This is a genomic window from Halomonas sp. LBP4, assembly GCF_003202205.1.
Classification (GTDB): domain Bacteria; phylum Pseudomonadota; class Gammaproteobacteria; order Pseudomonadales; family Halomonadaceae; genus Halomonas; species Halomonas flagellata.
On record NZ_PDOG01000001.1, the window covers coordinates 539,485 to 562,183 of the forward strand.

Genomic DNA, 22,699 nt, shown 5'->3' on the forward strand with positions numbered 1-22,699 from the left:
ACGACTCGTGTCCGCACGACCACTTTCAGCTCACCACCACCTCGTAGCCGGTGAACTTGCGCAGGTTGATGACACCGCTGTCGAGGATCAGGTACTGGCCCTTGAGGCCGAGCAGGGTGCCGGTGACGAGGGGGTGCTTGTCGAAGTTGTGGGAGACCACCTTGGCGGGAAATTCCAGCACCGGGTACTCGAAGGCGACCGGCGCCTCGTCGAGGGGGCGGATGGCATCGGCCCCGAAGCGCTCGCGCAGGTTGGCGAGCCCGCTCTCCAGGCGCGCCAGCAGGCGGTCGCGCTCGGCGGCCAGGTCCATGCGCTCGGTCTCCCCCTTGAGCATGGCGCGCCAGTTGGTGCGGTCGGAGACCTCCTCCTTGAACAGCACCTCGACGAAGCCCGACTGCTGGCGGCTATCGACCTCGAGGACCGGCAGCGCCTGTACCGCCCCCTGGTCGAGCCAGCGGGTCGGTATCTGGGTGCGGCGGGTGATGCCCACCTTGAGCCCCGAGGCGTTGGCCAGGTAGACCACATGGGGCTGGAAGCAGTGGCGCTCGCCCCACTCCGGCTCGCGGCAGGTGCCCTCGAAGTAGTGGCAGAGCTCGGGCTTCATGATGCAGGTGTCGCACTGGGCGAGCTTCTTGAAGCAGGGGTAGCAGTAGCCCTGGCCGAAGCTCTTCCTGGTCGCCCGGCCGCAGTGGGTACAGGCGATGGCACCGGTCCACTCGAGCGCGAGCGGCCGGCCGAGCCGCGCGTTGAGGTCGAGGCGATGCTCGCCGGCCCGCAGGGTATAGCGCGCCACCTCTCCCGCAGCGCCGGGGGCGATGGCCAGCTTGGCCAGGCAGCCCTGCAGCGGGGTGACGGCATCGATCAGGGTCGTATCAGTCACGTCCGGCATCCCGGGCCAGGCCCGCGAGTTCCGGCGACACACCGGCCCCGCTGCTGGCCCCGCCACAGGTGCGCTGCTGGAGATAGCCGACCCGCTGCTCCTCGGCCACCTGGTTCTCCGCTTCGTAGCGGATCACCGCCTCGAGGCAGAGCTCGGTCTGCTCGGCGGTCAAGCGGCGGCCGTCCGGCCACTTGCGCAGGGCCACTGCCTGCTTGAGGCTGTCGTAGATGGCGGGCGTCATCTGCTGGATCATGCGCTCGAAGGTCATGTCGCTCATCAGCGTGTTCTCTCAATGGTGGCGGCGGGCACGCCCGGAATGATACCAGCCCAGCACCAGGCCCACGACCAGCCCGCCCAGGTGGGCCTCGTTGGCGACATTGCCGAAGCCCACGACGGCGGCCATGTCGGTCATGGTAAAGAGCATCCAGCCAAGCATGAAGACCACCAGCATCTGCGGCACGAAGAAGCCGCTGCGCGGCGCCCGGCGCGACATCAACCACACATAGCCGAGCAGCGCGAAGTCGACCCCGGACATGCCGCCGAACAGCACCGTGCCGGTGGCGTACTGGGCCAGGTTGGCACCGATGCCCGCGGTGAGCAGGATCGTCAGCATTCGCCCGCTGCCCTGCAGCACTTCCACCTGACGGCCGAAGTACCACAGCCATAGCATGTTGAAGATCAGGTGCATCCAGCCGAAATGCAGGAAGGCCGGCGACAGCAGCCGCCACACCTGCCCCGCGGCGAGCGCCTCGCCCAGGGTGCCGAAGGCCAGGCCACCGTTGACCACACCGAGCGGTACGATGGCCAGTGCGGCGATGACCCTGTCGCCGAACACGCCCATCACGGCGAACACCAGCAGACAGAGGGCGAGCGTGGCAGCGGCCACGGGTGCCTGGCGGAAGGGAACCATCAGGCTCTTGCCGCCGGAGGGTGCGGTGCGGCGCCGTTCCGGCATCAGCGACTCGCCGCGCTGCCAGCGCTCGAGCAGACGCAGCATCGCCTCGTGCTGGGCCGGATCGACCAGCCACAGCACCTGCCCCTCCGTCTCCTCGGTGAAGCGGTGGCCGATGCGGTGGGCCCACAGCGCCCGGCGCAGATCGCGGGTATCGGCATCATGGGGCAGCAGGATTACCCGGTACATGGCGACTCCAGCAGTTGTCGGTCCTGGTCTTGCGGCACGCCGGGGACGCGCACAGAAAAAATCCGGCGGAGGGAGCCGCCGGACAAGAGCAAGGGATCATTCAAGGGAACACCTACTCTGATGGCCTTGACGCCCGCGAGTTCAGTCCGTCGTCGGAATTTTCGAGTAAGGAATTGTATCAATCGAAATCGATCTCCCAGGGCTGTGGCCGGGCCTGCTCCTCCCGCGGCACGCGGATCCACACGAAGTGGTTGGCATCCAGCCGGCGCTCGCCGCTCCAGCGATAGGCCACCAGGCGGCCGAACTTGACCGCACTGTAGTCCAGGCAGGCGACATTGGCCGCCGGCAGCGCCGGAATCCCCTCGCACCAGTAGTGGCCGATGAACAGCGGCGGCTCCTCGGGGCCATAGTGGCTGAGGCGCGCGCGCTCCTCGGGGGAAAGCGGGCGCCGTTCCAGGTCGCCCGGCAGGTTGTCGGGCTGGAACACCACGTCGCCCCAGGTCTGCGGCTCGCGGGCCCAGAAGTGGGCGCGGAAGCTGCGCCGGGTGAAGCCGTCGCCGGAGTGGATCTCCACCCCCTCGGGCAGCGGGATATGGATACCGCGGGTGAGCCGGTCGAGGATGCGGAAGGCTCGGGTACCGGGCGTCACCGACTCCGCCAGGAACTCCTCGTCGATGCGGCCATCGGGGAAATCGCGCCGCAGCGCATCGATCAGCGGCTGGTCCCAGCAGGCGTGGACCACCCGCAGGCCATCGCGCTCCAGGCAGAGCGGAATCTCCAGGAACCAGGCCAGCGCCTCCTCCCACTCCTGGGGGTGGTCGCGGAACTGCTCCAGGGTCTCCTGGATGATGCGGTTGTGGCGCGGCGTATGCTCGCGCAGCCATTCCCGGCCGAGGCCAGTGGGCGCTCGATGGCAGTAGGCCAGGGCGTTGACCTCGTGGTTACCCATGACGATGAAGGCCTCGCCCTCCTCCACCATGCGCCGGGCGATGGTCACCGCCAGGCGGATGCGCGGCCCGCGATCGATCAGGTCACCGAGGAAGATCACCCGGCGGCGCGGATGGCGGTAGACCCCGCCGCGCTGGTGGTAGCCGAGCTTCTCGAGCAGGGCCGCCAGCGTGGCGCCGCAGCCGTGCACGTCGCCGATCAGGTCGTAACCTTCGATCCTGGCCTGTGTCTTCACGTCAGTCCCCCAGGCGGTTGCTCCAGCCCAGCTTGCTGCGCAGGACCTCGTAGAAATTGTGACCGAGGGGATGCACCAGTTGCACCCGCTGGGGCTTGCGACGGATCACCAGCACATCGTCGGGCTTGGCCACCGCGCGGGTCTGACCGTCGCAGCTGATGTGGGGGTAGGTCTGGTTGGTCTCGCCGATGTGCACGCGGATCTCGCTGGCGGCATCGATGACGATGGGCCGGCTCGACAGGGTGTGGGGGAACATCGGCACCAGGGTCACCACGTCGAGCTTGGGGTGCATGATGGGCCCGCCACCGGAGAGCGAGTAGGCGGTGGAGCCGGTGGGCGTGGCCACGATCAGGCCGTCGCTGCGCTGGCTGTAGACGAACTGGCCGTCGATGAACAGCTCGAACTCGATCATGCGCACGGCCTTGCCGGGATGGATCACCACCTCGTTGAGGGCATCGCCGCTGCCCGACAGCACGCCGTCGCGATACAGCTCGGCATCCAGCAGGAAGCGCTCCTCCACCTCGTAGTGCCCCTCGAGCACCCCGCCGACCCGCGCCTCGAGTTCTCCGGGAGAGATATCGGTGAGAAAGCCCAGGCGCCCGCGATTGACGCCCAGCACCAGGGTACCGCTATGACAGAGGGTGCGGGCGGCGCCCAATAGGCTGCCGTCGCCGCCGACCACGATCACCAGGTCGCAGAGCTCGCCGAGCATGCGCCGGCTGGCTTCGGGATGGCCGTGCTCGAGCAGTACCGTGGCGGTGCGGTCCTCGATGATGACGTGATAGCCGCTCTCGTCGAGAAAGCGGAGCAGACGCTTGAGGGTGTCGACCACCCTGGCGCTGCCCAGACGACCGATCAGGCCGATGTTCCTGAAACCACCACTCTTGCTCGATTGCATGCGCACGCCTCTCGCTTCGCGGCCGCTCATTATGGGGGCTGGCCGCAGGGCGGGCAAACGGCCTCAGGCCGTGGCGGGCGAGCGTCGACGCAGCCACCACTCGTTGAGCGCCAGTGAGGCGAGGATGATCGCCCCGCCCAGCGCCAGGCGCACCAGGTCGGCGTCGCGATTCCAGAGCACCAGGTTGACGGCGAGCCCGGCAGGGAGTGCAACGCCTCGCCCCCTAGCCGCGCCGGGGGGCGGCGTGAGCTGCGCCATCCCCCTCGCTCTCCGGGGCGGCGTTCACGGGCAGTGGATCGCCCTCCTCGGCCAGGTACTCCGCGAGGCGCGCCTGCGCCTGGTCGCCGAAGAGGATCTCGCAGGCTTCCTCCAGTCCGGGTGAGCGCCGGATGGTCTCCTCCGGCACCACCAGGGCGATCTTGGAGCGCCGGCGCAGGAAGTCCTCCAGGCGGGTGACCATCTCGCGGCGCCGGGCCTGGCGCAACTCGCAGCGCAGGTATTCGGTGCCCTCGATCAGCACCTCCCCCTGGCGCGGGTCCTGGCGAATGTCCTCGAGCATCTCCACCGCCTGGGCGCCATAGCGACGCCACAGCCGAAGGCTGAGCGGCTCGGAGGCGTGGGCGGCGGTCATCGCATCGAGCTCCATCAGCCGTGCCTGATGCATGAAGGCCTCCCGGACCGCGGCCGGAGGTTCGCCGTACCAGCGGTAGTCGGGATGGGGCACCGTCACCCCCAGCCGGCGCACCTCTTCGACGACCTCCTCCCCGACGTTGAGGCAGTCGGTGAGCTTGCCGCCGAAGATGCTCAGGTGCCGCGTCTCGTGGTCGATGTCGATGGCGTGCTTGCGCGACAGGTTGAGGAAGTCGCGGTCGTCGCCACCACTGGGCTTCACCGCCAGGGGCCGCACGCCGCAGCGGGTGGAGATGATGTCCTCCTTGCCCAGTGGCTTGTCCAGTTCGAGGCGCTTGTTGATGTTGTCGAGGACGAACCGCACGTCCTCCTCGGTGACCTCGACCTCGGGCCGATCCACGCGCGTGTCGGTGGTACCGATGCAGGTGCGCATGCCCATGGGAATCACGAAGAACAGCCGCCCGTCGTCGGCGAAGAAGGCCAGCACCCGGTTGCTGTCGGTCAACCGCGGTACGATCAGGTGGATGCCCTTGGAAAAGACATGCCGGTGTTCGGTGTGCTGACCGGAGAGGCGATTGTGCTGGTCGACCCAGGGCCCGGCGGCGTTGATCAGCACCTTCGAGCAGATCGTGAAGGTGGCACCGTCCATGCGATCCCGTACCTCGGTGACCCAGTGATCGCCCTCGCGCCGGGACCCCAGCGACTCCACGTAGTTGGCCGCCACGGTGCCGAAATCCAGCGCCCCGCGCACGAAATTGAAAACGAAGCGCGCGTCGTTGTCGTGGAGATAGGCATCGGAGTACTCGAAGCCACCCCGGGCATTTCGCGTATCGATGATCGGCTCCCGGGCCTTGATGTCGGCGGGGCGGAGGAAATGGGGGCGGCGCGTGAAGGCGCTGCCCATCAGCCAGTACAGCCAGGTGCCGGCCCAGGGGTAGAGCGGGTGGTGGCGAAAGCCCTTGTTGATGGTGGTCAGGAAGCGGATCTCCTGCACCGTGGAGGGGTAGCTGCGGATCAGGTGGTTGCGACTCTTGCACAGCTTGCGGACCAGCTTGAAGTCGCCGCTCTCCATGTACTTGATGCCGCCCCACACCAGGTTGGACGACTGCATGCTGGTGCTGCCGGCGAAGTCTCCCCGGTCGATGAGCGCCACCTTGGCCCCCTTGCCGCTGAGCGCCGCGGCGGCGGAGGCGCCGTTGATGCCCCCGCCGATGACCAGCGCATCGAAATCCCGGTCGCGCAGCTTGCGAATGTTGCTCTCACGTAGTTGCATGTCTGGCCCTTTTGCGAAGTAAGAGGCCCCGCTCGGCGTGCACCGAGCGGGGCCTCAGGAGCCTGTCGGACTTGACGCTGATCTACTGCGAGATCCGATCTTTCGGCCAATTTCATTCGATCTGATTCGTTAAATAGCGCGCTATTCGCCTCATCAGATCGATAAACTTGTCTCGAAATCCGAATCTCTCGCGACGATCGGTCAAATCCGACAAGCTCCCAGGTCCCGTTCAGGCAACCGGTCACACGTCTCGAGTCGGCCCCGGGACAGCCGGGGCGCAGGGCGGGTCAGGCGACCCGCCCGGTCATCAGTCGCGCGAACCGGTGGCCATCCACGCCTCCATCATCTCGTCGTAGGGGACGGTGGTGCCCTGGGGCATCTCGTCGTCGAGCCTGGCCTTGGGCGAACCCGGCTGGGAGAGCCAGGTCTCGGGGTCCCGCTCCTCGTTGAGGTTGGGCGCGTAGGACTCGAAGACCCGTGCCCGGGCCAGGCGCGCCATGATGCTGTCGAGATCCCCGGCCAGGTTGTCCAGCGCCTCCTGGGGCGAGATCTCGCCGTTCACCGCCGGCGCCAGGTTCTGCCACCACAGCGGCGCCATGCGCGGGTAGTCCGGCACGTTGGTGGAGGACGGCGTCCAGTTGGACTCGTTGGGGCTGCGATAGAACTCGACCAGGCCACCCAGTTGCGGCGCCATCTCGGTCATCTGCTCGGAGAAGATGTCGGACTCGCGGATCGGCGTGAGCCCGGCCATCAGCTTCTCCAGGGAGACCGTCTTGGAGACGGTGAACTGGGCAAAAAGCCAGGCGGCGGTCCGGCGATCCTCGGGCGTGGAATCGAAGAAGGTCCAGGACCCCACGTCCTGGTAGCCGACCTTCATGCCCTCCTCCCAGTACGGCCCCACGGGCGACGGCGCCATGCGCCACTTGGGCGTGCCGTCCTCCTCGGTGACGGGAAGGCCGGGATCGGTCATGTCGGCAGTGAAGGCGGTATACCAGAAGATCTGCTGGGCGATGTTGCCCTGGGCGGGTACCGGCCCGGCCTCGCCGAAGGTCATGCCGCTGGCCTCGGGGGGCGCGTACTTCTCCAGCCAGTCGACCATCTTGGTCACGGCGAACACCGCAGCCGGGGAGTTGGTAGCACCGCCACGGCTCACGCTGGCGCCCACCGGCTGGCTCTCCTCGTTGACCCGGATCCCCCAGTCGTCCACCGGATTGCCGAACGGCACCCCGGGGCTGCCCATACCGGCCATCGAGAGCCAGGAGTCATGGAACCGCCAGCCAAGCGACGGGTCACGACGCCCATAATCCATGTGGCCGTAGACCTTGCTGCCGTCGATCTCGCCGACATGCTCGGTGAAGAACTCGGCGATATCCTCATAGGCGGTCCAGTTGGTCGGCACGCCCAGGTCGTAGCCATAGATCTCGCGGAACTGCTCCTGGAGATCCTCGCGCTCGAACCAGTCATGGCGGAACCAGTAGAGGTTGGCGAACTGCTGGGTGGGCAACTGGTAGATGCTGCCATCGGGGCCGGTGGTGTACTGGATGCCGATGAAATCCTCGAGATCCAGCGTGGGCAGGGTGAAATCGGACCACTCGTTCTCCATCGCCTCGGAGATATTGATGGTGGTGCCATAGCGAATATGCGTACCGATGGCATCGGAGTCATTGACATAGCCATCGTAGATGTTGCGCCCCGATTGCATCTGGGTCTGCATGTTGTTGACCACATCACCCTCGCCGATGATGTTATGGGTCACCTCGATACCCGTTAGTTCGCCGAAGGCCTCGGCCAGCACATCTCGCTCGTAGATATGCGTGGTCAGCCCCTCGGCGACGGTCTTGATCTCCATGCCGCGGAAGGGCTCGGCCGCCTTGGCGAACCACATCAGCTCGGCGATCTGCTCCTCGCGGGTCAGGGTCGAGTCCTGGAAATGCTCGTCGACCAGGCGCTCGGCGATGGCCCGGGCATCGTGGTTGTCGGCGTGCAGGGCGGTGCTCGCCAGCATCACGCCGGCCGCCAGTAACGAGAGTCGCATTGTTATCGGTTTCATATTGACCTCTTGGGTTGTCGGGGTTCGTCCGTGAACGAGTGACTCCATGATCTTCGCTCAGCCCCAGCGCAGCAGTACCAGCAACCACAGCACCGATGCCGCCAGGGCCAGCCAGATGCTCAGCGGGGTGAAGCCCACCACCCCCAGGTGGATATAGGCGGCGGAAAGCAGGCCGATGAAGAGGCGGTCGCCCCGTGTGGTCGCGATGGGGAGAAACCCCTTGCGCTCCACACTCGGGGAGACGACCTCCCAGGCCGTCATGCCGACCAGCATGGCGGCGATGACCGAGAAGAAGACCGCGGTGGGAACTGTCCATACCATCCATTCCATTACGCCATCCTCCGGTTCAGGTACGGCCCAGGGCGAAGCCCTTGGCGATGTGGTTGCGAACGAAGTAGACCACCACGATGCCCGGCAGGATGGTCAGGGTGCCCGCGGCCGCCAGCGTTCCCCAGTCGATGCCGGAGGCGCCCTTGGTCTGGGTCATGACCGAGGCGATGGGCTGAGCGCCCGTGGAAGTCAGGGTGCTGGCCAGCAACAGCTCGACCCAGGAGAACATGAACAGGAAGAACAGGGTCACGCCGATGCCGGAACTGATCATGGGGATGAATATCTTCACGAAGAACTTCGGGAAGCTGTAGCCGTCGATGAAGGCCGTCTCGTCGATCTCCTTGGGCACGCCACTCATGAAGCCCTCGAGGATCCACACCGCCAGCGGGATGTTGAACAGGCAGTGGGCGAGTGCCACGGCGATATGGGTATCGAACAGCCCGACGGTGTAGTAGAGCTGGAAGTAGGGCAGCAGGAACACCGCCGGCGGCGCCATCAGGTTGGTCAGCAGCCAGAAGAAGAGATGCTTGTCGCCGATGAACTGGTAGCGGCTGAAGGCGTAGGCGGCCGGCAGGGCCACCGCGAGGCTGATCACCATGTTCATCATCACATAGGTGATGGAGTTGACGTAGCCCATGTACCAGTTGGGATCGGTGAAGATCTTGGCATAGTGCTCCAGCGTGAACGCCTCGGGCCACAGGGTCAGTCCCCCCAGGATCTCGGTATTGGACTGGAAGGACATGTTGAGCAGCCAGTAGACCGGCAGGAGCACGAACAGGATATAGGCGGTCATCAGGGTCCGGCGGCGCCACTGGCGCGAGACCGGACGGGCCTGGCGACGACGCTTGGCATCCGCGGCGGCGGCGCGCTTGCGGACCGCCTCGGGGGTCGTGGGCATGGCTTTGGTCATCTCAGGCCTCCTCGTTCTTGTGGTCTTTCTGCATGTTCATGATGGCGGTGTAGAACACCCAGCTGACCAGCAGAATGATCAGGAAGTAGATCAGGGAAAATGCCGCCGAGGGCCCCAGGTCCTGCTGACCGATCGCCATGGTGGTCAGCGACTGGCTGAGGAAGGTGGTCGAGTTGCCGGGCCCGCCACCGGTGAGCACGAAGGGCTCGGCGTAGATCATGAAGGAGTGCATGAACCGCAGCAGCACGCCGATTACCAGCACGTTGGTGAGCTTGGGCAGCTGAATGTAGCGGAACACGGACCACTTCGAGGCGCGATCGATGCGCGCGGCCTGGTAGTAGGCATCGGGAATGGAACGCAGGCCGCTGTAGCAGAGCAGCGCGATCAGCGGCGTCCAGTGCCAGACGTCCATCAGGATGATGGTCGCCCAGGCATCCACCGGGCTCGCCGTGATGTTGTAGCCATAGCCCAGCTCGCGCAGGCTCCAGCCCATCAGGCCGATGTCGCCGCGGGTGAAGATCTGCCAGATGCTGCCCACCACGTTCCAGGGGATCAGCAGCGGCATGGTCACCAGGATCAGCACGGCGGAGGCCTGCCAGCCCTTCTTGGGCATGATCAGGGCGATGCCGATGCCCAGCGGGACCTCGATGGCCAGCACCGTCAGCGAGAAGGCGAACTGGCGCAGCAGGGCGGCGTGCAACGCCGGGTCGTTGAGCATCTCCCGGAACCACTCGGTGCCCGTGAAGAAGCGGGTGTTGGCGTCGAAGACGTCCTGGACCGAGTAGTTCACCACGGTCATCAGCGGGATGATGGCCGAGAAGGCCACCAGCAGCAGCATCGGGAGAATCAGCCACCACGCTCGATTGTTGTAGACCTTATTCATGGTTGGTCTCCACGCGGTACTCGTCGACGTACAGGCCGACGTGGTTGTCGGGAAAGCGAAGGTAGGCGCGCCCCTCGGGCGGCTCCTGGTCCTCTTCGATACGGGCCTTCACGGCGTACTCGCCCAACCGCAGGTAGAGGATCGAGTAGGTGCCCAGGTCCTGGGCGTGCTCGACCACCGCCTCCATGCCGCCTTCCACCGGCTCGCCGGATACCTCGATGAACTCGGGACGGATACCCAGCTTGACGTTGCGCGAGCGGGCACCGGCCACGGCCTCCCGCAGGCGCGGGCCGACGGCGATGGGGGTCTCGCCGGCCATGACCCGATCGTCCCGGGTCGAGACCTCGAGGAAGTTCATCCCGGGGCTGCCGATGAAGTAGCCGACGAAGGTGTGATTCGGCCGCTCGAAGAGTTCCCGGGGCGTGCCGAACTGCACCACCTGCCCCTCGTACATCACCGCGATCTTGTCGGCGAAGGTGGAGGCCTCGAGCTGGTCGTGGGTCACGTAGACCATGGTGAGGTTGAAGCGCTGGTGGATCTCCTTGAGCTTGCGGCGCAGCTTCCATTTGAGCTGCGGGTCGATCACCGTGAGCGGCTCGTCGAAGAGGATCGCGGAGACGTCGTCGCGCACCAGGCCACGCCCCATGGAGACCTTCTGCTTCTCGTCGGCGGTGAGGTTCTTGGCCTTGCGCCTGAGCTGGCCCGTGAGCTCCAGCACGTCGGCCACCTCCATGACTCGCTCGCGCACCCGTGCCTCGGGCGTCTTCACGTTGCGCAGGGGGAAGGCCAGGTTGTCGTAGACCGTCATGGTGTCGTAGATGACCGGGAACTGGAAAACCTGGGCGATGTTGCGCGCCTCCGGGGGCAACGAGTTGACCCGCTCGCCGTCGAAGAGCACATCACCGCTGGAGGGCTCCAGCAGCCCGGAGATGATGTTGAGCAGGGTCGACTTGCCGCAGCCCGAGGGGCCGAGCAGGGCATAAGCGCCGCCCTGGTGCCAGACGTGGTTCATCTCGCGGATGGCGTAGTCCTCCGGCGATGCCGGAGTGGCCAGGTAGGAGTGGGCCAGGGACTTCAGCGTGATCTCGGCCATGTCAGATGCCTCCCAGGTGGGTCGGGATATGCACCACGGCCCCTTGCCGGTCGAAGGCATAGACCTTGTGGGTCGGGAAGTAGAGGGTCACGGGCGCATCGACGGCGAATTCGTGGACGCCCTCGAGATGTACCGTCATGTTAAAGAGGTCGTTGTGCACGTGAAGGAAGGTCTCGGAGCCGCTGATCTCCGCCAGGTCGACGGTCATCTTCACCTCGATGTCATCCTTGGCCCGGGGGGTCAACGAGAGATGCGAGGCGCGCACGCCGAAGCGATACTCCCCTGGCGGGAGCGAGCGCAGCTCGTCGTTGAGGGGGAAGTGCAGGCGCTTGTCGAAGGTCACCTCGGACCCGGAAATGATCCCCCGCACGATGTTGATGGGCGGCTCGGAGAACATCTCGGCGGTCAGGATGTCCCGCGGACGGTGATAGACATCCTCGGTGCGGCCGTACTGCAGCAGCCGCCCCTCGTGGAGCACCGCGGTATTGCCCCCCAGGGCCAGCGCCTCGGCCGGCTCGGTGGTCGCGTAGACGGCGATGCAGTTGCGCTCGCTGAAGACCGCGCGCAACTCCTCGCGAAACTCCTCGCGCAGCTTGTAGTCCAGGTTGACCAGCGGCTCGTCGAAGAGCACGACGTCGGCGTCCTTGACCAGCGCCCGCCCCATGGCAGTGCGCTGCTGCTGGCCACCGGACAGCTCGAGGGGCAGCCGCGCCAGGAGGTGCTCGATGTGCAGCATCTCGGCGATCTCGCGCACCCTGCGATCGATCTCGCGGCGCTCCACCTTGGCGAGCTTGAGCGGCGAGGCGATGTTGTCGTAGACGCTGAGGCCGGGATAGTTGATGAACTGCTGATAGACCATGGAGACATTGCGCTGGCGCACGGAGCGGCCGGTCACGTCCTCGCCGTCCATCAGCACCCGTCCCCGGGTCGGTGCGTCCAGTCCCGCCATCAGGCGCATCAGGGTGGTCTTGCCGGAAAGCGTACGGCCCAGCAGCACGTTGAACGAGCCGGGCTTGAGCTCCAGCTGCACCCCTTCGATGTGAGTGGCTCCACCGACCACGCGGTCGATGTTTTCTAGGATCAGGGACATGGCGTCCTCGTTGTCGTTGTTGTCGAGCTGGATGCGTGAAGCACGCTGTGCTCATGAACAGTGACCGATCCATCCCTCGCGGGGGCCAGGCCAGCTACTGTTCGATTTGCAACACACTCGAGCATTAATGTTCGTTTCCGATAGCGAGACTAGCCCAGCCAGTATCCCACGGCAATGCCGAAACACCCCCCAAGCCCCTAGACCTTGGTCTAAAAAAGGCGGGGTATCACGTATTTCTATATGTATATCAGACACTAAAGGGAACAGAAGAGATGAGACCTCACGACAAGGGGGAGTCGCCGAGGCCAGACAGCGGAGTTTCGCTTTCGATCAGGAAGGGAATGTACGATCACGGCATCGGCGGGTCACCAGCGCCCTTGCCGTCTCAGCCACCAGAGGGCATGGCCGACACCGGGCAGCCAGCCCAGCAACGTGAGCAGCAGGCTCAACGCCACCCGCTGCCCGCCACCCCGGGAGAGCCCCACGGCAAGCGGGGGCATCAACAGCGCCAGTGCCAGCAGGGCCGCGCGGGGTTCGGGTGACGCCGGCGCCGCGCCGTGCGCCGGACCGCCTGGCACCCGGTCGACTCGCGCACCATCACCGGCGGCGGGAGTGAAATGCTCCACGCCCCGACGTGACTCATGCTCGAGTGCCTTGCGATGAGCGTCGTGATCGATCTTCTGCTCGAGTTCCGAGGCGCCCTCGGCCAGCGCGTCGTGGTAACGCTCCCAGTCCTCCCAGTCATGGGGAGTACCGGCATGAGGACGGTGCTCGCCAGCTTCCCGGGCTCGCGACCAGGCCTTTTCCTCCAGGGTGTTGGGCCGCTCCTCGTCACGCTCTCCACTCAGCCCCTTCCTGGCGAGGTATTCACGGGCATCCACGGTGCGCCTCCATCACTCGGTTGAACTCGACTCGGGCCGGGGGTACACCCCGACCACTGATCGGATGTGTAACATATTGGAGCCGATGCCGCTCCCCGGGTTCCGGCGCACCGTACGCCATGCAGGTACGGGCCTCGCGAACCGTTGGTGGAGCCCCTTGCCGATCGCCCTTGGCAACCCCGCGAGTCGGCTATGCTGAACTCGAGACCCGGCTACGGGCCCAGTACAGCGCCGCAGGCAACCCAGCACCCCCGAGAGGAAAAGCCCCGGGACCGGCCGGCACGGCCCCCGTAGCAACAGGCAATCATCGCCGGCACAAGGAGACATGCCATGCCCAGCAAGGCCCCCACCATCGTTCGCGAGATCATGTCCCGTGACTGCTACCGGGTCACCGGCAAGACCTCGGTGTCCACCCTGGCCAAAGGCCTGGCACTGCATCGCCTGCCCGGGGTCCCCGTCGTCGACGAACGCGACCACTTGATCGGCTTCATCTCCGAGCAGGACGTGTTGGGCAAGGTACTGGAGAGTTCCTACCTCAACGAAGAGCCGCCGCTGGTCCATGAGTTGATGCGCAACGAGGTGCTCGCCGTGTCGCCAAACAAGAGCATCACCGACCTCGCCCAGGAGATGCTGGGGGCCAAACCCAAGGTCTACCCGGTGGTCGAGCAGGGTCGCCTGGTCGGCATCGTCACCCGCCGCGACGTACTCAGCGCCGTCCTGCGCATGCGCTACAGCTGACCCCCGCCGACGCCACCCGGTCGCCCGCCGGGTGACGTCGTCGTGTCGGCCGTTGCCCCCTCGGGCGCGCAAAGAAAAAGCCGCCCCGTTTCCGAGGCGGCAAGAATCGATCGAAACTGCGAGCCAGAACAACAGTGTTAGCGACTGCTATCGCATGCTGCTGCCTGTGCCCCCAGTCAGACAGCAACGAAGCGAAAAGTTCTCGAGCGGGGCAAATTTTTCTCTTCCTCCCGCCCCGGCGGCCTGATGGAACAGAAAAACAACCACTTAGCGGATGAGGACCACGAAAAGCACGAGACGGCTTGCAAAGCATAAGCCGTTGGATTTACTATCGAATCCGCCTCGCGGGTGTAGCTCAATGGTAGAGCAGAAGCTTCCCAAGCTTAAGACGAGGGTTCGATTCCCTTCACCCGCTCCAGGCACCATCCAACTAGTTGATATTCAATATTTTTCCTGCCTTTCATGGGGTTAGGTACTACAGGAATGGCTACACAAGTGGCTACACCTGCTCCCCGCTCCAATGATATCCTCGCCCTATCGACCGCCGTGCGATTGGGGGAAACCATCATGGCCAGAGGCAAGCCCACCGACACCCGCAGCCTTCGCCAGCGTGGCAACGTCTGGTTCATCCAGAAGCGGCTATCGCCAACCCTCGCCAAGCACCTGGGCAAGAAGATCCTCCAGCAGAGCACCCGGACGGGCGACCTCGACGAAGCCTGTCGGATACGGGACCGAGTGTTGGCCGACCTGGGCGACCTTGAAGCCCAACTGAAGGGCGAGGCCAGCCAGCTCCAACAACGGCGGATGTTCCTCCAGGCACGGGACCACTACCAGGGCACAGAAAACACACTCGTCAGTACTGATCCCCGCGACCCTGTGAGCCTGACCGAGATCATGGACCCCGAGAAACTGCCAGAGATCGAGCAGGACGCGCTTCGGAGCGTCTACCAGGGGGACACACCGGCCCGCTACCGTCTGACCCTGAGAGCGGCGCTGGAGGACTGGAAGGCATCACCGCTGGTGGAGCGCAAGCCTTCGACTCGTTCGAAGAATGAGCTGGCCATGGAGCGATTGCTGGCGCACCTGGGTGAGGATGACGTAACACTGATCTCCCTCGACCGCCGCCAGATCAAGGGCTTCATCACCTCGATGCTTGGCGAGGGCAAGACGAAGCAGACCGTGGCCAACTACCTGTCCGGGCTATCGGCCATCTGGCATCACGCCGAATACTCGATGGAAGAGGAACTGCCAAACGGCAACCCTTTCAAGGGTCACCAGCTCAAGCCCAAGGCTACCGTCAGGAGCTACGACCAGTTCACCCGGAGAGACGTAGCCGCCATCTTCAAGGCCACGGCAGAGAACGAAGGCATCTATCACCTACTCCCGCGTCTGGGCTTCTACACAGGCGCTCGGCTCGATGAACTGTGCTCGCTGAAGGTGACCGACATCATCCAGCGTCAGGGCATCTGGTGTCTGGCGATCCGCGAGGGGAAGAACCAGAACGCCACACGGGAAGTCCCGCTTCACCCTGAGATCAAGTCCCTTGTGATGGACCAACTACGTAGCGCTAAGGCTGCTGGATGCACGTACCTGTTCCCCGAAGCCGAGGCATCCACACGGAGCGACGGTAAGAAGGGTCCGAAGTTCTCCCAGTGGTTCGCCCGGCTGTCGAAGAAGGCCATCGTCAGAGGAGACCGGAAGCTCGGCTTCCACTCGTTCAGGACAACCGCCATCACCATCATGGGTGACACTGGAGTGAATGAATCGGTCATCGTGTGGATCACAGGGCATGAGCGAGGGCTTACTACCGCCAACAAGGTCTATAACCGGGGGCCAACCTTCAAGACAAGGCTTGAGGCGGTGGAGACGATACGGCTGGAGGCTCTGCACTGAGAACCTTCGGAGGCTTGGTAGACCTTGCGGGCGAAGGGTTGCACAAAATCAGCCAAAATGTGATTGATGGTAGATCACCGAAAAAGCTAGGGTCGTGACGAGGTCCGTACAACGCAGGGAGTAACATGGGATTCTTCACTCAGAACACAATGAGCCTTGATCAGATGACCCACCTTGTCACCTATGTGGCTGCCTCGACCATTGGCTTCTATGCCAAACAGGGAGCATGGGTTGATGAAGATTTCAGGCAGAAACTCGTTATGGCTTGGCTCCAAGAGAACGGACACAAGGCATCACATTGGAAACTAACCAAGCTGGCTCTAGCAGCAGACGGGGTAGCCAAGAAAACTGTCTTTGATACTCCAGAGCTAGTTGAAGCCTTACCGGGCTTCTCTGAAGATGACGAAGCCGAACTGTTCGAAGATCTCTACGTCACCAGTCGGCAAGCACTTCTCTACAAAGGCATCACCAACTGATCACCAAGCAGTGGAAAAACAAGACCCTGACCTTCCGCCAAGCAAGTTACTTCAACATGACGATGATGGCCGCTGCAACATCAACGATCTCCACAAGTCAGCCGGTGGTCATAATTTGCTCAAGTCATGTTTTTGAAGACCTATAATAATATTAATGGCTTGCTGTGTATTAGGTCACAGCTTGCCAGCTTCTTCTGAAACACGGACCTGATAGTTGACATTTAGCAAGGCGTCGCTGTCACCAATTGTCATGGCGTACAAGGAGATGTTAACTCCATTGCTATTGAACCAATCAGCCTCGGCTTCTTTCATAACTCCTAAGGGTTCTACTGAGTAATTAACCTCTTGGCCATACCTAGCGCGCAAGGCTTCGACAAGGGATTCAAAAACCAGCAACGTCGCGTGGAAATCTCTTTGTCTATCAAGGGATAGCGTGACTTGATTCAGTTCGCCACCAGAGAAGTAGAATTTCTTTCTGAATGACTCGCCGACTACCCTGTAGTCATCCCTCCTGACTAATTCCACAGCGCCTGTCCCTAGGGAGTCTCCTCCTTCTATCATTCTTGCTCCATCTGAAGCCTCAACGACCTCTTGAGGTGTCATCCCAACCTTTATGCCACCTAAGAACTCTTGGGCGAAAGCAAAGCTAGAGAGGCAAAAGGTGGTTATGCCGAGCAATGAAGCCAGTGATTTTTTCATTTCCTTCCCTACATTTGGTGAGCTTATCCGCTTTTTGTCATCAGCCTAAGCAATATTAGCACAGTCTGTTTACCTTTGCATGAAGCAGGGGTCATAAGGTGTACCCCGCGAGCCATTCAGAGGGAATCACATAGTACATGCTGAAGATCTTTTTATCGATATTTATTTACATTTCAGTTGTTTAGCATAGCCAGGAGATGCCGGATAAAATATCCACCTTCGTTGCTAGCCCCTCGACTATAGCCCCTCTCGCCCCATCATCCAGGTCGCCACCTCCCCCTTCAGATCATTAACCACAATGGTCATTTCGAGATTCGAAAAGTAATAGTTCTTGATGATAGCGGGGTTTCTCTTGGTAGCTGGGAACTCTTCCCATTCGCCAAATCGGGTGCGAAAGGTCTCGGGCTTCCAGGGGGTGCCGGGAAAGACATTATTCATCACCCACATCTGCCCTTCCTCTCGGTCGAGATAGGCCTCGGCGGATTCTCCCGAACCAGTGATCGCTAGTACTTGTGTCTCTGAAGCAATCGGTTCCCTGATATCTACGATCTTCTCGCCATCCCTGAATCCCCAGCGCGGATAGAAGGTCGCACCAACTTCATAGTCCCCTTGGGGAACCTCGGACAGCTGAAGCACTGCCTCCCCGCGTCCACCCCTAAGTGGTACGCGCTGACTTGTGCCAACAGCAAGGTCATCAGGCGCCTGTCCAACCAACCCTACCGAAACCATCACCTCGATATCCCCGGGGATGTTCGAGGTCAGCGGCACGATGAGCCACTCTCCGCTCTGCACTTCAGGAGTGGCTTTCAAATAGTAGTCCTCCTGAGCCGTCGCCGCTGTCGTTTCCGTGCGCGCCTCCTCTGTCGTTGCGGACATTTCCTCCGTGTCCTCACTACAACCGCTGAGCGTAAGGCTAGCGAGAAAAATTGCCACCACATTCAATCCCTGTCTTCGCTTTGACATCGTTTCTCCTTTGGCTGATCTTCTATCGCCATCCGCAATAACAGTAGACTAGCTGATGATCACCCAATGTAAGATATAGCCAACAAAGAGTGTCAGTTTATACCCATATGGCCAATACTGCCCACTTCGGCAAGAAGCCAATTAGCAGTCGTGGCGCCATGCGAAGTTAAATCCCGTGACGTATCTTCTGGCTTCGCCTAGTGCTTTCATCGAAGAATCTGTACGGCCCTGCGCGCCTCTCTGAGCGCATCCATCCGAGCACCCTGGCCTCCCCCGCCACGCTGGCAGAACTCCTCAGAGACGCTCTCTGGGCGTCATCAATTCTCCCTCACTTCAGGGAGAGCTGCCTCTCATCTCAAGCCGGAGCCGCTTCCCCACCTTCAAGAGGCCGTTCCCTTTCACAGGCAGTGATTGTGCCCACCTCAGGGAGAGAACCGTCAGCCTCAGTGAAAACCCTGCATCTCGGGAAGAGACGCGGCTGTGATAGGCGCTGATTAACTGCACTCAGCTCAGGGAGAGAGAAGCATCCCTTCGGACGCCCCTCAGGAAAAACCATGCACCTCAGGGAGGAAGAGTGATCCACGTTGCGCAGCGAGCGTACAGATCACCTCTCTTGGGAAGAGGGGGAATTGACCCTGACCTATGGGAGAGAACCGCCGGCGGTCTCAGGTGATTAGGGTGCACCTCAGGGAGGAATGAGACTCTCCCACCAAGCAATTACCCTGCACCCAAGGACGGAGCATGGCCATATCGGGTAAATACCAGACACCCAAGGAAGAGAGCGTCCTTCCACTCATCACAGCATTCAAGTAAGCCAGTCTCACTGGCGTTCGATGACGCTTCCACCACACACTACCTGACCTCTCATCAGTAGAGCCACCTACTAACCAAGCGCAGGACTGGGCCTTTCGTACGCCCGGTCAGGTAGTCCTGCGTCTACGGGCTTGTGGTGGGCTCGGCTGGTGCGTGGTTCTACTCATGAGGAAAGTACGATATGAGCAACACTATACATCTTGCATCCGCCCTGATGGGCTCCGGCAAGACACAGTCCATGATCAACGGCATTGAGTCAGACGACTGCATCATTGTGGCCGCGCCGAAGAAGGAACTGTGCCGGGAAATCTTCAAGTCCTTCAAGAGCCAACGCCAAGACCTGGACGTAGACCTAGTCAACTCCGATACCGTCTGCTCCGGCTCAACGGTCCTTTGTGAAGCCATCGACGCCATCAACAAAGTGAACACTGACACAGAGTATGCGGAGAGCTTCGGCATGTCGGGCAGTGTCGGCAAGGTTCTGATCCTGACTCAGGCCACCCTGGTAAACCTCCCGCCGGACATCCTAAGAGGGCAGAGCTGGACCTTGATCCTCGACGAGGTGCCGGACATCAAGGCGAGCGCCTACATGTTCATCTTCAAGGATCAATTCGAGAGGAACTTCTCCGACCACGTCTACATGGTAGACACGAAAACTGGTCGACTAGAGCTCAAGGACGGGATGGAGTTCGATGCCAAGGACCAGCTTTCGAAGGCCAAGGCTACCGACTTCAGCCACGCAGTCCTGATGTTCGAGGGACTGATCCATGAGACGTCCGAAGTCTCGCTTGAACCCAAGTCCAACGGGAGGCAGGTACTAAAGTCGGTCGGCTACCATGACTTCTCGCCTGTCTTCAGGGCGGCAAAGGAGGTCCATGTAATGGGGAATGCTATCGAGAAAAGCCTGTTCTACCTTTTCCTGAAGGCCAAGGGGTTTAGATTCGACGAATCCAAGTTCACCCCGAAATTCGATGGCTACAAGATGTCCCCTCGGCTGGTCCCCTTGCTGTCCGGGGATCGCTTCTCAAAGACAATGATGTTGACTCGGGAGAAGGACGGATCAAAGTCCGATACCTTCGACACGTCTACGGTCGGCTGGCAGATGCTCAAGCGGGCAATCGAGTACCACGAGGGAAAGCCCCTGCTCGTTCACATCTACAAGTGGATGAAGCCGTTCTTCAAGGCAAACACCTACCCGAACGTCGTGGTGGTTGATCTCGATAGCCGTGGCTTGAATCAGCATAGGCACTTGAACAGAACGGTTCACATGATCCATGGCAATGCTGCCCCGGTAGACTCCCAAATGAACAAGCGGATGCTGGAGCTGATGGGAGTTGACGTACAGGAGGGGCTTCAAGCTCTTCGGCATGAACGGCTCGTTGAGAAGATTTCTCAGACAATGCTTCGTACGGACATGCGAAACCTAGATGAACAGAAGTATCAGACCGTCTCCGTGATTCCCACGATGGGCCTTGTGGGTGCGGTCAGAGACAACTTGAAGATCGACTGTGAGGTTGATACTAGCATTATGATCGATCCACCTGAGCCAAGTGAGAAGTCACAGCCGAGCCATAAACAACAAGCTGAGCGACAGGCCAATCGAGAAGCCAGTGAGGCCAGGAGGATGAAGGCCGTGAAGCTGCTCAAGGAGGGACACACCATCTCGGCTGTAAGCAGAGCCGTTCCAGCGGATCGTAAGACCATCAGGAAGTGGTGGGCTCAGGAAGTACAGGCAGCTTGAGGATGCCGAGGGTGGGGAAAAAATGTCTTAGAGGCTTTAAGACAAAAAATCCCCATCGAGGCCACTAGTAGATCATCGAATCGATTCGTCTGTTAGCCTCATCTACGGAGGATGTTTCAACCGTGGTGAATACCACGAACAAAGTCCGTCTGTAGGGTTCGCCTTCAGGATGTCTGTCAGACGAGCCATGGGGGGTCGATGGTTGGACTGACACATGGTCCTGAAGATTGGTCCGATAACTCGCTTCGCTCGGGGCTGACATCATTACTTCCTTGGCTCCGCCGTAGACGCTATCGAAGACTTCCGGTCAGTCTCATCGATGACCCCCTCGTTCATCTAACAGCACGTCCAATGAAGTCGATAGACCTGCATCAGGCTATCCAGAAGGCTCGTCCCTTGAGCCATCCCTTTCGATCATCACCAGCACATTCTCGAAGGCAGTCGGTCAGACTGGCGGTTTCGTCCGTCTGCTGGTCCGTCTGTCTGAAAGGGAACCGACTGTCTCCGACAATGAGGACGAAACAATCATGGTTGCACCGAACACACTTGCCGATACCAATGGCCCGACCGTTACCATCAGCATCTACACCGATGGAGCCTGTACCAATAACGGTCAGAGCAATCCACAAGCTGGCTGGGGGGCTGTCCTACTCAGCGCCTCTGGGCATCGTCTGAAGATCGCCGACAAGCTCCAGGGCGAGCCTGTGACGAACAATCGAGCCGAGCTGACCGCCGTCATTGAAGCCCTGTCGGCACTGAAGAAGGCGTCAGACGTGGATCTCACCACCGACAGCGAATACGTTATGAACGGTGCCATAAAGTGGCTCAGCGGATGGAAACGGAAAGGCTGGAAGACGGCCAGCAAGAAGCCCGTCAAGAATGCCGACCTGTGGCAGCGGCTCGATGAACTGCTGGAGGTTCACTCCGTCCGGTTCCACTGGGTAAGAGGTCACAGAGGTCATCCAGAGAATGAACTCGCGGATGCCTTGGCGGTGGCTGGTGCTGAAGGCCAGTCAGTGAGGGAGTACGACCACGCCCCCGTCAGTCATCTCGGGCAGCGGGAAAGGTGATACCAGTGATGTGGTGAGCGGTGTTGAAGGTGCAGCACCAGAGGAACGGGACTCCTACCCGAATATCTTCGACTTCGTGTCCGTCCTTGAACTGGAGGAACGGGACTCCTAATCGATGATCTTCTGGCGGCCTCTGGGGTTTGCTTCCGGAAACGTTCACCGGGCTATTTTGTGGCGAACATCTAAGCCGGTATTGATGTATATAGAGCAGCGCGTTTACCCCACGGTGCCCTTGGTGAAGGTCCAGGCGAATCCAAGAAATTAATCTTTCGAGGCACCCACTGCTTATTTCTTGGACAATGTGCATCCGATGCTCTTGGTCAAAGCTGAGTAGTTGAGGCTTGCCGTACCTGCGAAGGCTAGCGTCGTGATGAGAATGCCGAGGGATAGATCAGGTCTACCCCTTCGACTGGTACTTACTCTTGTCTCTTGGTGGCTCGCTGAACTGTGCTGACACCACACCCGATGATGTCGGCGGTCTTGCGAACACTGAAGCCTTGCTCTCGAAGCTCCACGATCCGCCGATGTAGCCCTTCATTCACCGGACGGCCCTTGTAGCGTCCCTGTTCTTTGGCCTTTTGAATCCCTTCAGCCTGACGCCTCCGCCTGTCCTCATAGTCCTTGCGAGCGACAGCAGCCAGCATGTCTAAGAGCATGGCGTTCACTGCATCGAGCATCCTCCCGGTGAAGTCATCGCTGGCATTGACGGTCAAGGCCGTGTGGCTGGTCGGTAGATCGAGGGACACGACCCGAAGACCAGCACTCTGGATGGCTCCCTTGAGCCTGTCCCAATCGCCCTTCGTCAGGCGCGTCAGTCGGTCCACCTGCTCGACCAGCAGAACGTCTCCTGGCTGAGCATCGTCGATCAATCGCGCCAGCTCAGTCCTATCGGCCTTGGTCCCACTGTCGTTCTCCACGTACCACGAGGCGACTTTCGCTCCCTTCTCCTTGGTGAAGCTGGTGAGCGCCTCACGTGCACGGCTGGCGTTCTGGTCATCGGTGGAGGCTCTGAGGTAGGCACGGATGAACATGGTCAAGCTACTCCCTTGTATTCGCATGGGTGT

Annotated in this window: 22 protein-coding genes and 1 tRNA gene; 6 read left to right on the forward strand and 17 right to left on the reverse strand. The window is 61.7% G+C overall.

The features are described from left to right. Positions 1-25: 25 nt before the first annotated feature. The 14 genes from CR157_RS02550 to CR157_RS02615 all read right to left on the reverse strand — a co-directional run bounded on the left by CR157_RS02550 (position 26) and on the right by CR157_RS02615 (position 13,242). Entirely contained in the window at positions 26-889 is an 864-nt protein-coding gene (locus CR157_RS02550; RefSeq protein WP_110281962.1) for a DUF2797 domain-containing protein, read from the reverse strand. Further along, entirely contained in the window at positions 873-1,157 is a 285-nt protein-coding gene (locus CR157_RS02555) for a YeaC family protein (RefSeq protein ID WP_110281963.1), read from the reverse strand. Before CR157_RS02555 ends, CR157_RS02550 begins: the two co-directional genes overlap by 17 nt. A gap of 12 nt (positions 1,158-1,169) precedes the next feature. Continuing rightward, positions 1,170-2,021: a rhomboid family intramembrane serine protease gene (locus CR157_RS02560; protein WP_110281964.1), complete on the reverse strand. Its 852-nt coding sequence runs from the start codon at positions 2,019-2,021 to the stop codon at positions 1,170-1,172. Between the two features lie 178 nt (positions 2,022-2,199). Next, complete coding sequence (locus tag CR157_RS02565; protein ID WP_110282799.1) at positions 2,200-3,186, reverse strand: metallophosphoesterase; 987 nt, start codon at positions 3,184-3,186, stop codon at positions 2,200-2,202. Between the two features lie 19 nt (positions 3,187-3,205). After that, positions 3,206-4,102 carry an NAD(+) kinase gene (locus CR157_RS02570; RefSeq protein WP_110281965.1) on the reverse strand — a complete coding sequence of 299 codons (897 nt, stop codon included), beginning with the start codon at positions 4,100-4,102 and terminating at the stop codon, positions 3,206-3,208. A gap of 63 nt (positions 4,103-4,165) precedes the next feature. Further along, positions 4,166-4,360, reverse strand: coding sequence for a hypothetical protein (locus tag CR157_RS02575; RefSeq protein ID WP_373681000.1), 195 nt, complete (start codon positions 4,358-4,360; stop codon positions 4,166-4,168). Beyond that, on the reverse strand, positions 4,326-6,005 hold the full coding sequence (locus tag CR157_RS02580) for a glycerol-3-phosphate dehydrogenase/oxidase (protein WP_110281966.1): 1,680 nt from the start codon (positions 6,003-6,005) through the stop codon (positions 4,326-4,328). Before CR157_RS02580 ends, CR157_RS02575 begins: the two co-directional genes overlap by 35 nt. Positions 6,006-6,312: 307 nt before the next feature. Further along, the gene (locus tag CR157_RS02585; RefSeq protein ID WP_110281967.1) at positions 6,313-8,055 is read right to left on the reverse strand and encodes an ABC transporter substrate-binding protein; all 1,743 of its coding nucleotides are present in this window, start codon (positions 8,053-8,055) and stop codon (positions 6,313-6,315) included. Positions 8,056-8,112: 57 nt separating this feature from the next. Further along, the gene (locus tag CR157_RS02590; protein ID WP_110281968.1) at positions 8,113-8,385 is read right to left on the reverse strand and encodes a DUF2160 domain-containing protein; all 273 of its coding nucleotides are present in this window, start codon (positions 8,383-8,385) and stop codon (positions 8,113-8,115) included. Between the two features lie 16 nt (positions 8,386-8,401). Beyond that, entirely contained in the window at positions 8,402-9,295 is an 894-nt protein-coding gene (locus tag CR157_RS02595; protein ID WP_110281969.1) for a carbohydrate ABC transporter permease, read from the reverse strand. Position 9,296: 1 nt separating this feature from the next. After that, positions 9,297-10,178, reverse strand: coding sequence for a carbohydrate ABC transporter permease (locus CR157_RS02600; protein WP_110281970.1), 882 nt, complete (start codon positions 10,176-10,178; stop codon positions 9,297-9,299). After that, positions 10,171-11,271, reverse strand: a complete 1,101-nt coding sequence (locus CR157_RS02605) for an ABC transporter ATP-binding protein (RefSeq protein WP_110281971.1) — start codon at positions 11,269-11,271, stop codon at positions 10,171-10,173. The genes CR157_RS02600 and CR157_RS02605 overlap by 8 nt, the downstream gene beginning before the upstream one ends. A 1-nt stretch (position 11,272) precedes the next feature. Beyond that, positions 11,273-12,361 (reverse strand): ABC transporter ATP-binding protein, encoded by a 1,089-nt coding sequence (locus CR157_RS02610; protein WP_110281972.1) that lies wholly within the window; start codon positions 12,359-12,361, stop codon positions 11,273-11,275. Between the two features lie 365 nt (positions 12,362-12,726). Beyond that, complete coding sequence (locus tag CR157_RS02615) at positions 12,727-13,242, reverse strand: YqaE/Pmp3 family membrane protein (protein ID WP_110281973.1); 516 nt, start codon at positions 13,240-13,242, stop codon at positions 12,727-12,729. A 330-nt stretch (positions 13,243-13,572) separates the two neighbouring features. Here CR157_RS02615 and CR157_RS02620 point away from each other — a divergent pair, with 330 nt between their 5' ends. The 4 genes from CR157_RS02620 to CR157_RS02635 all read left to right on the forward strand — a co-directional run bounded on the left by CR157_RS02620 (position 13,573) and on the right by CR157_RS02635 (position 16,349). Beyond that, positions 13,573-13,980, forward strand: coding sequence for a CBS domain-containing protein (locus CR157_RS02620; protein ID WP_110281974.1), 408 nt, complete (start codon positions 13,573-13,575; stop codon positions 13,978-13,980). A gap of 344 nt (positions 13,981-14,324) precedes the next feature. Continuing rightward, positions 14,325-14,398: transfer RNA gene (locus tag CR157_RS02625), tRNA-Gly, on the forward strand. 149 nt (positions 14,399-14,547) lie between these two features. Further along, a complete protein-coding gene (locus CR157_RS02630) occupies positions 14,548-15,873 on the forward strand; it encodes a tyrosine-type recombinase/integrase (protein WP_181421938.1) in 1,326 nt (441 codons plus the stop codon). Positions 15,874-15,998: 125 nt separating this feature from the next. Next, entirely contained in the window at positions 15,999-16,349 is a 351-nt protein-coding gene (locus CR157_RS02635) for a hypothetical protein (RefSeq protein WP_110281976.1), read from the forward strand. Positions 16,350-16,523: 174 nt separating this feature from the next. On the opposite strand, the gene CR157_RS02640 is transcribed toward CR157_RS02635, so the two are convergent. Beyond that, entirely contained in the window at positions 16,524-17,048 is a 525-nt protein-coding gene (locus CR157_RS02640; protein WP_146218649.1) for a hypothetical protein, read from the reverse strand. Between the two features lie 237 nt (positions 17,049-17,285). Next, complete coding sequence (locus tag CR157_RS02645; RefSeq protein WP_110281978.1) at positions 17,286-18,011, reverse strand: hypothetical protein; 726 nt, start codon at positions 18,009-18,011, stop codon at positions 17,286-17,288. A gap of 994 nt (positions 18,012-19,005) precedes the next feature. On the opposite strand from CR157_RS02645, the gene CR157_RS02650 reads away from it, so the two are divergent. Together CR157_RS02650 and rnhA are read left to right on the forward strand one after the other, a co-directional pair. Beyond that, positions 19,006-20,565, forward strand: a complete 1,560-nt coding sequence (locus CR157_RS02650; protein ID WP_110281979.1) for a helix-turn-helix domain-containing protein — start codon at positions 19,006-19,008, stop codon at positions 20,563-20,565. Positions 20,566-21,092: 527 nt separating this feature from the next. Next, positions 21,093-21,635 carry a ribonuclease HI gene (gene rnhA, locus CR157_RS02655; protein WP_110281980.1) on the forward strand — a complete coding sequence of 181 codons (543 nt, stop codon included), beginning with the start codon at positions 21,093-21,095 and terminating at the stop codon, positions 21,633-21,635. Positions 21,636-22,051: 416 nt separating this feature from the next. Here the strand turns inward: rnhA and CR157_RS02660 are convergent, their stop codons facing one another. Continuing rightward, the gene (locus CR157_RS02660) at positions 22,052-22,666 is read right to left on the reverse strand and encodes a recombinase family protein (RefSeq protein WP_110281981.1); all 615 of its coding nucleotides are present in this window, start codon (positions 22,664-22,666) and stop codon (positions 22,052-22,054) included. Between the last annotated feature and the right edge of the window lie 33 nt (positions 22,667-22,699).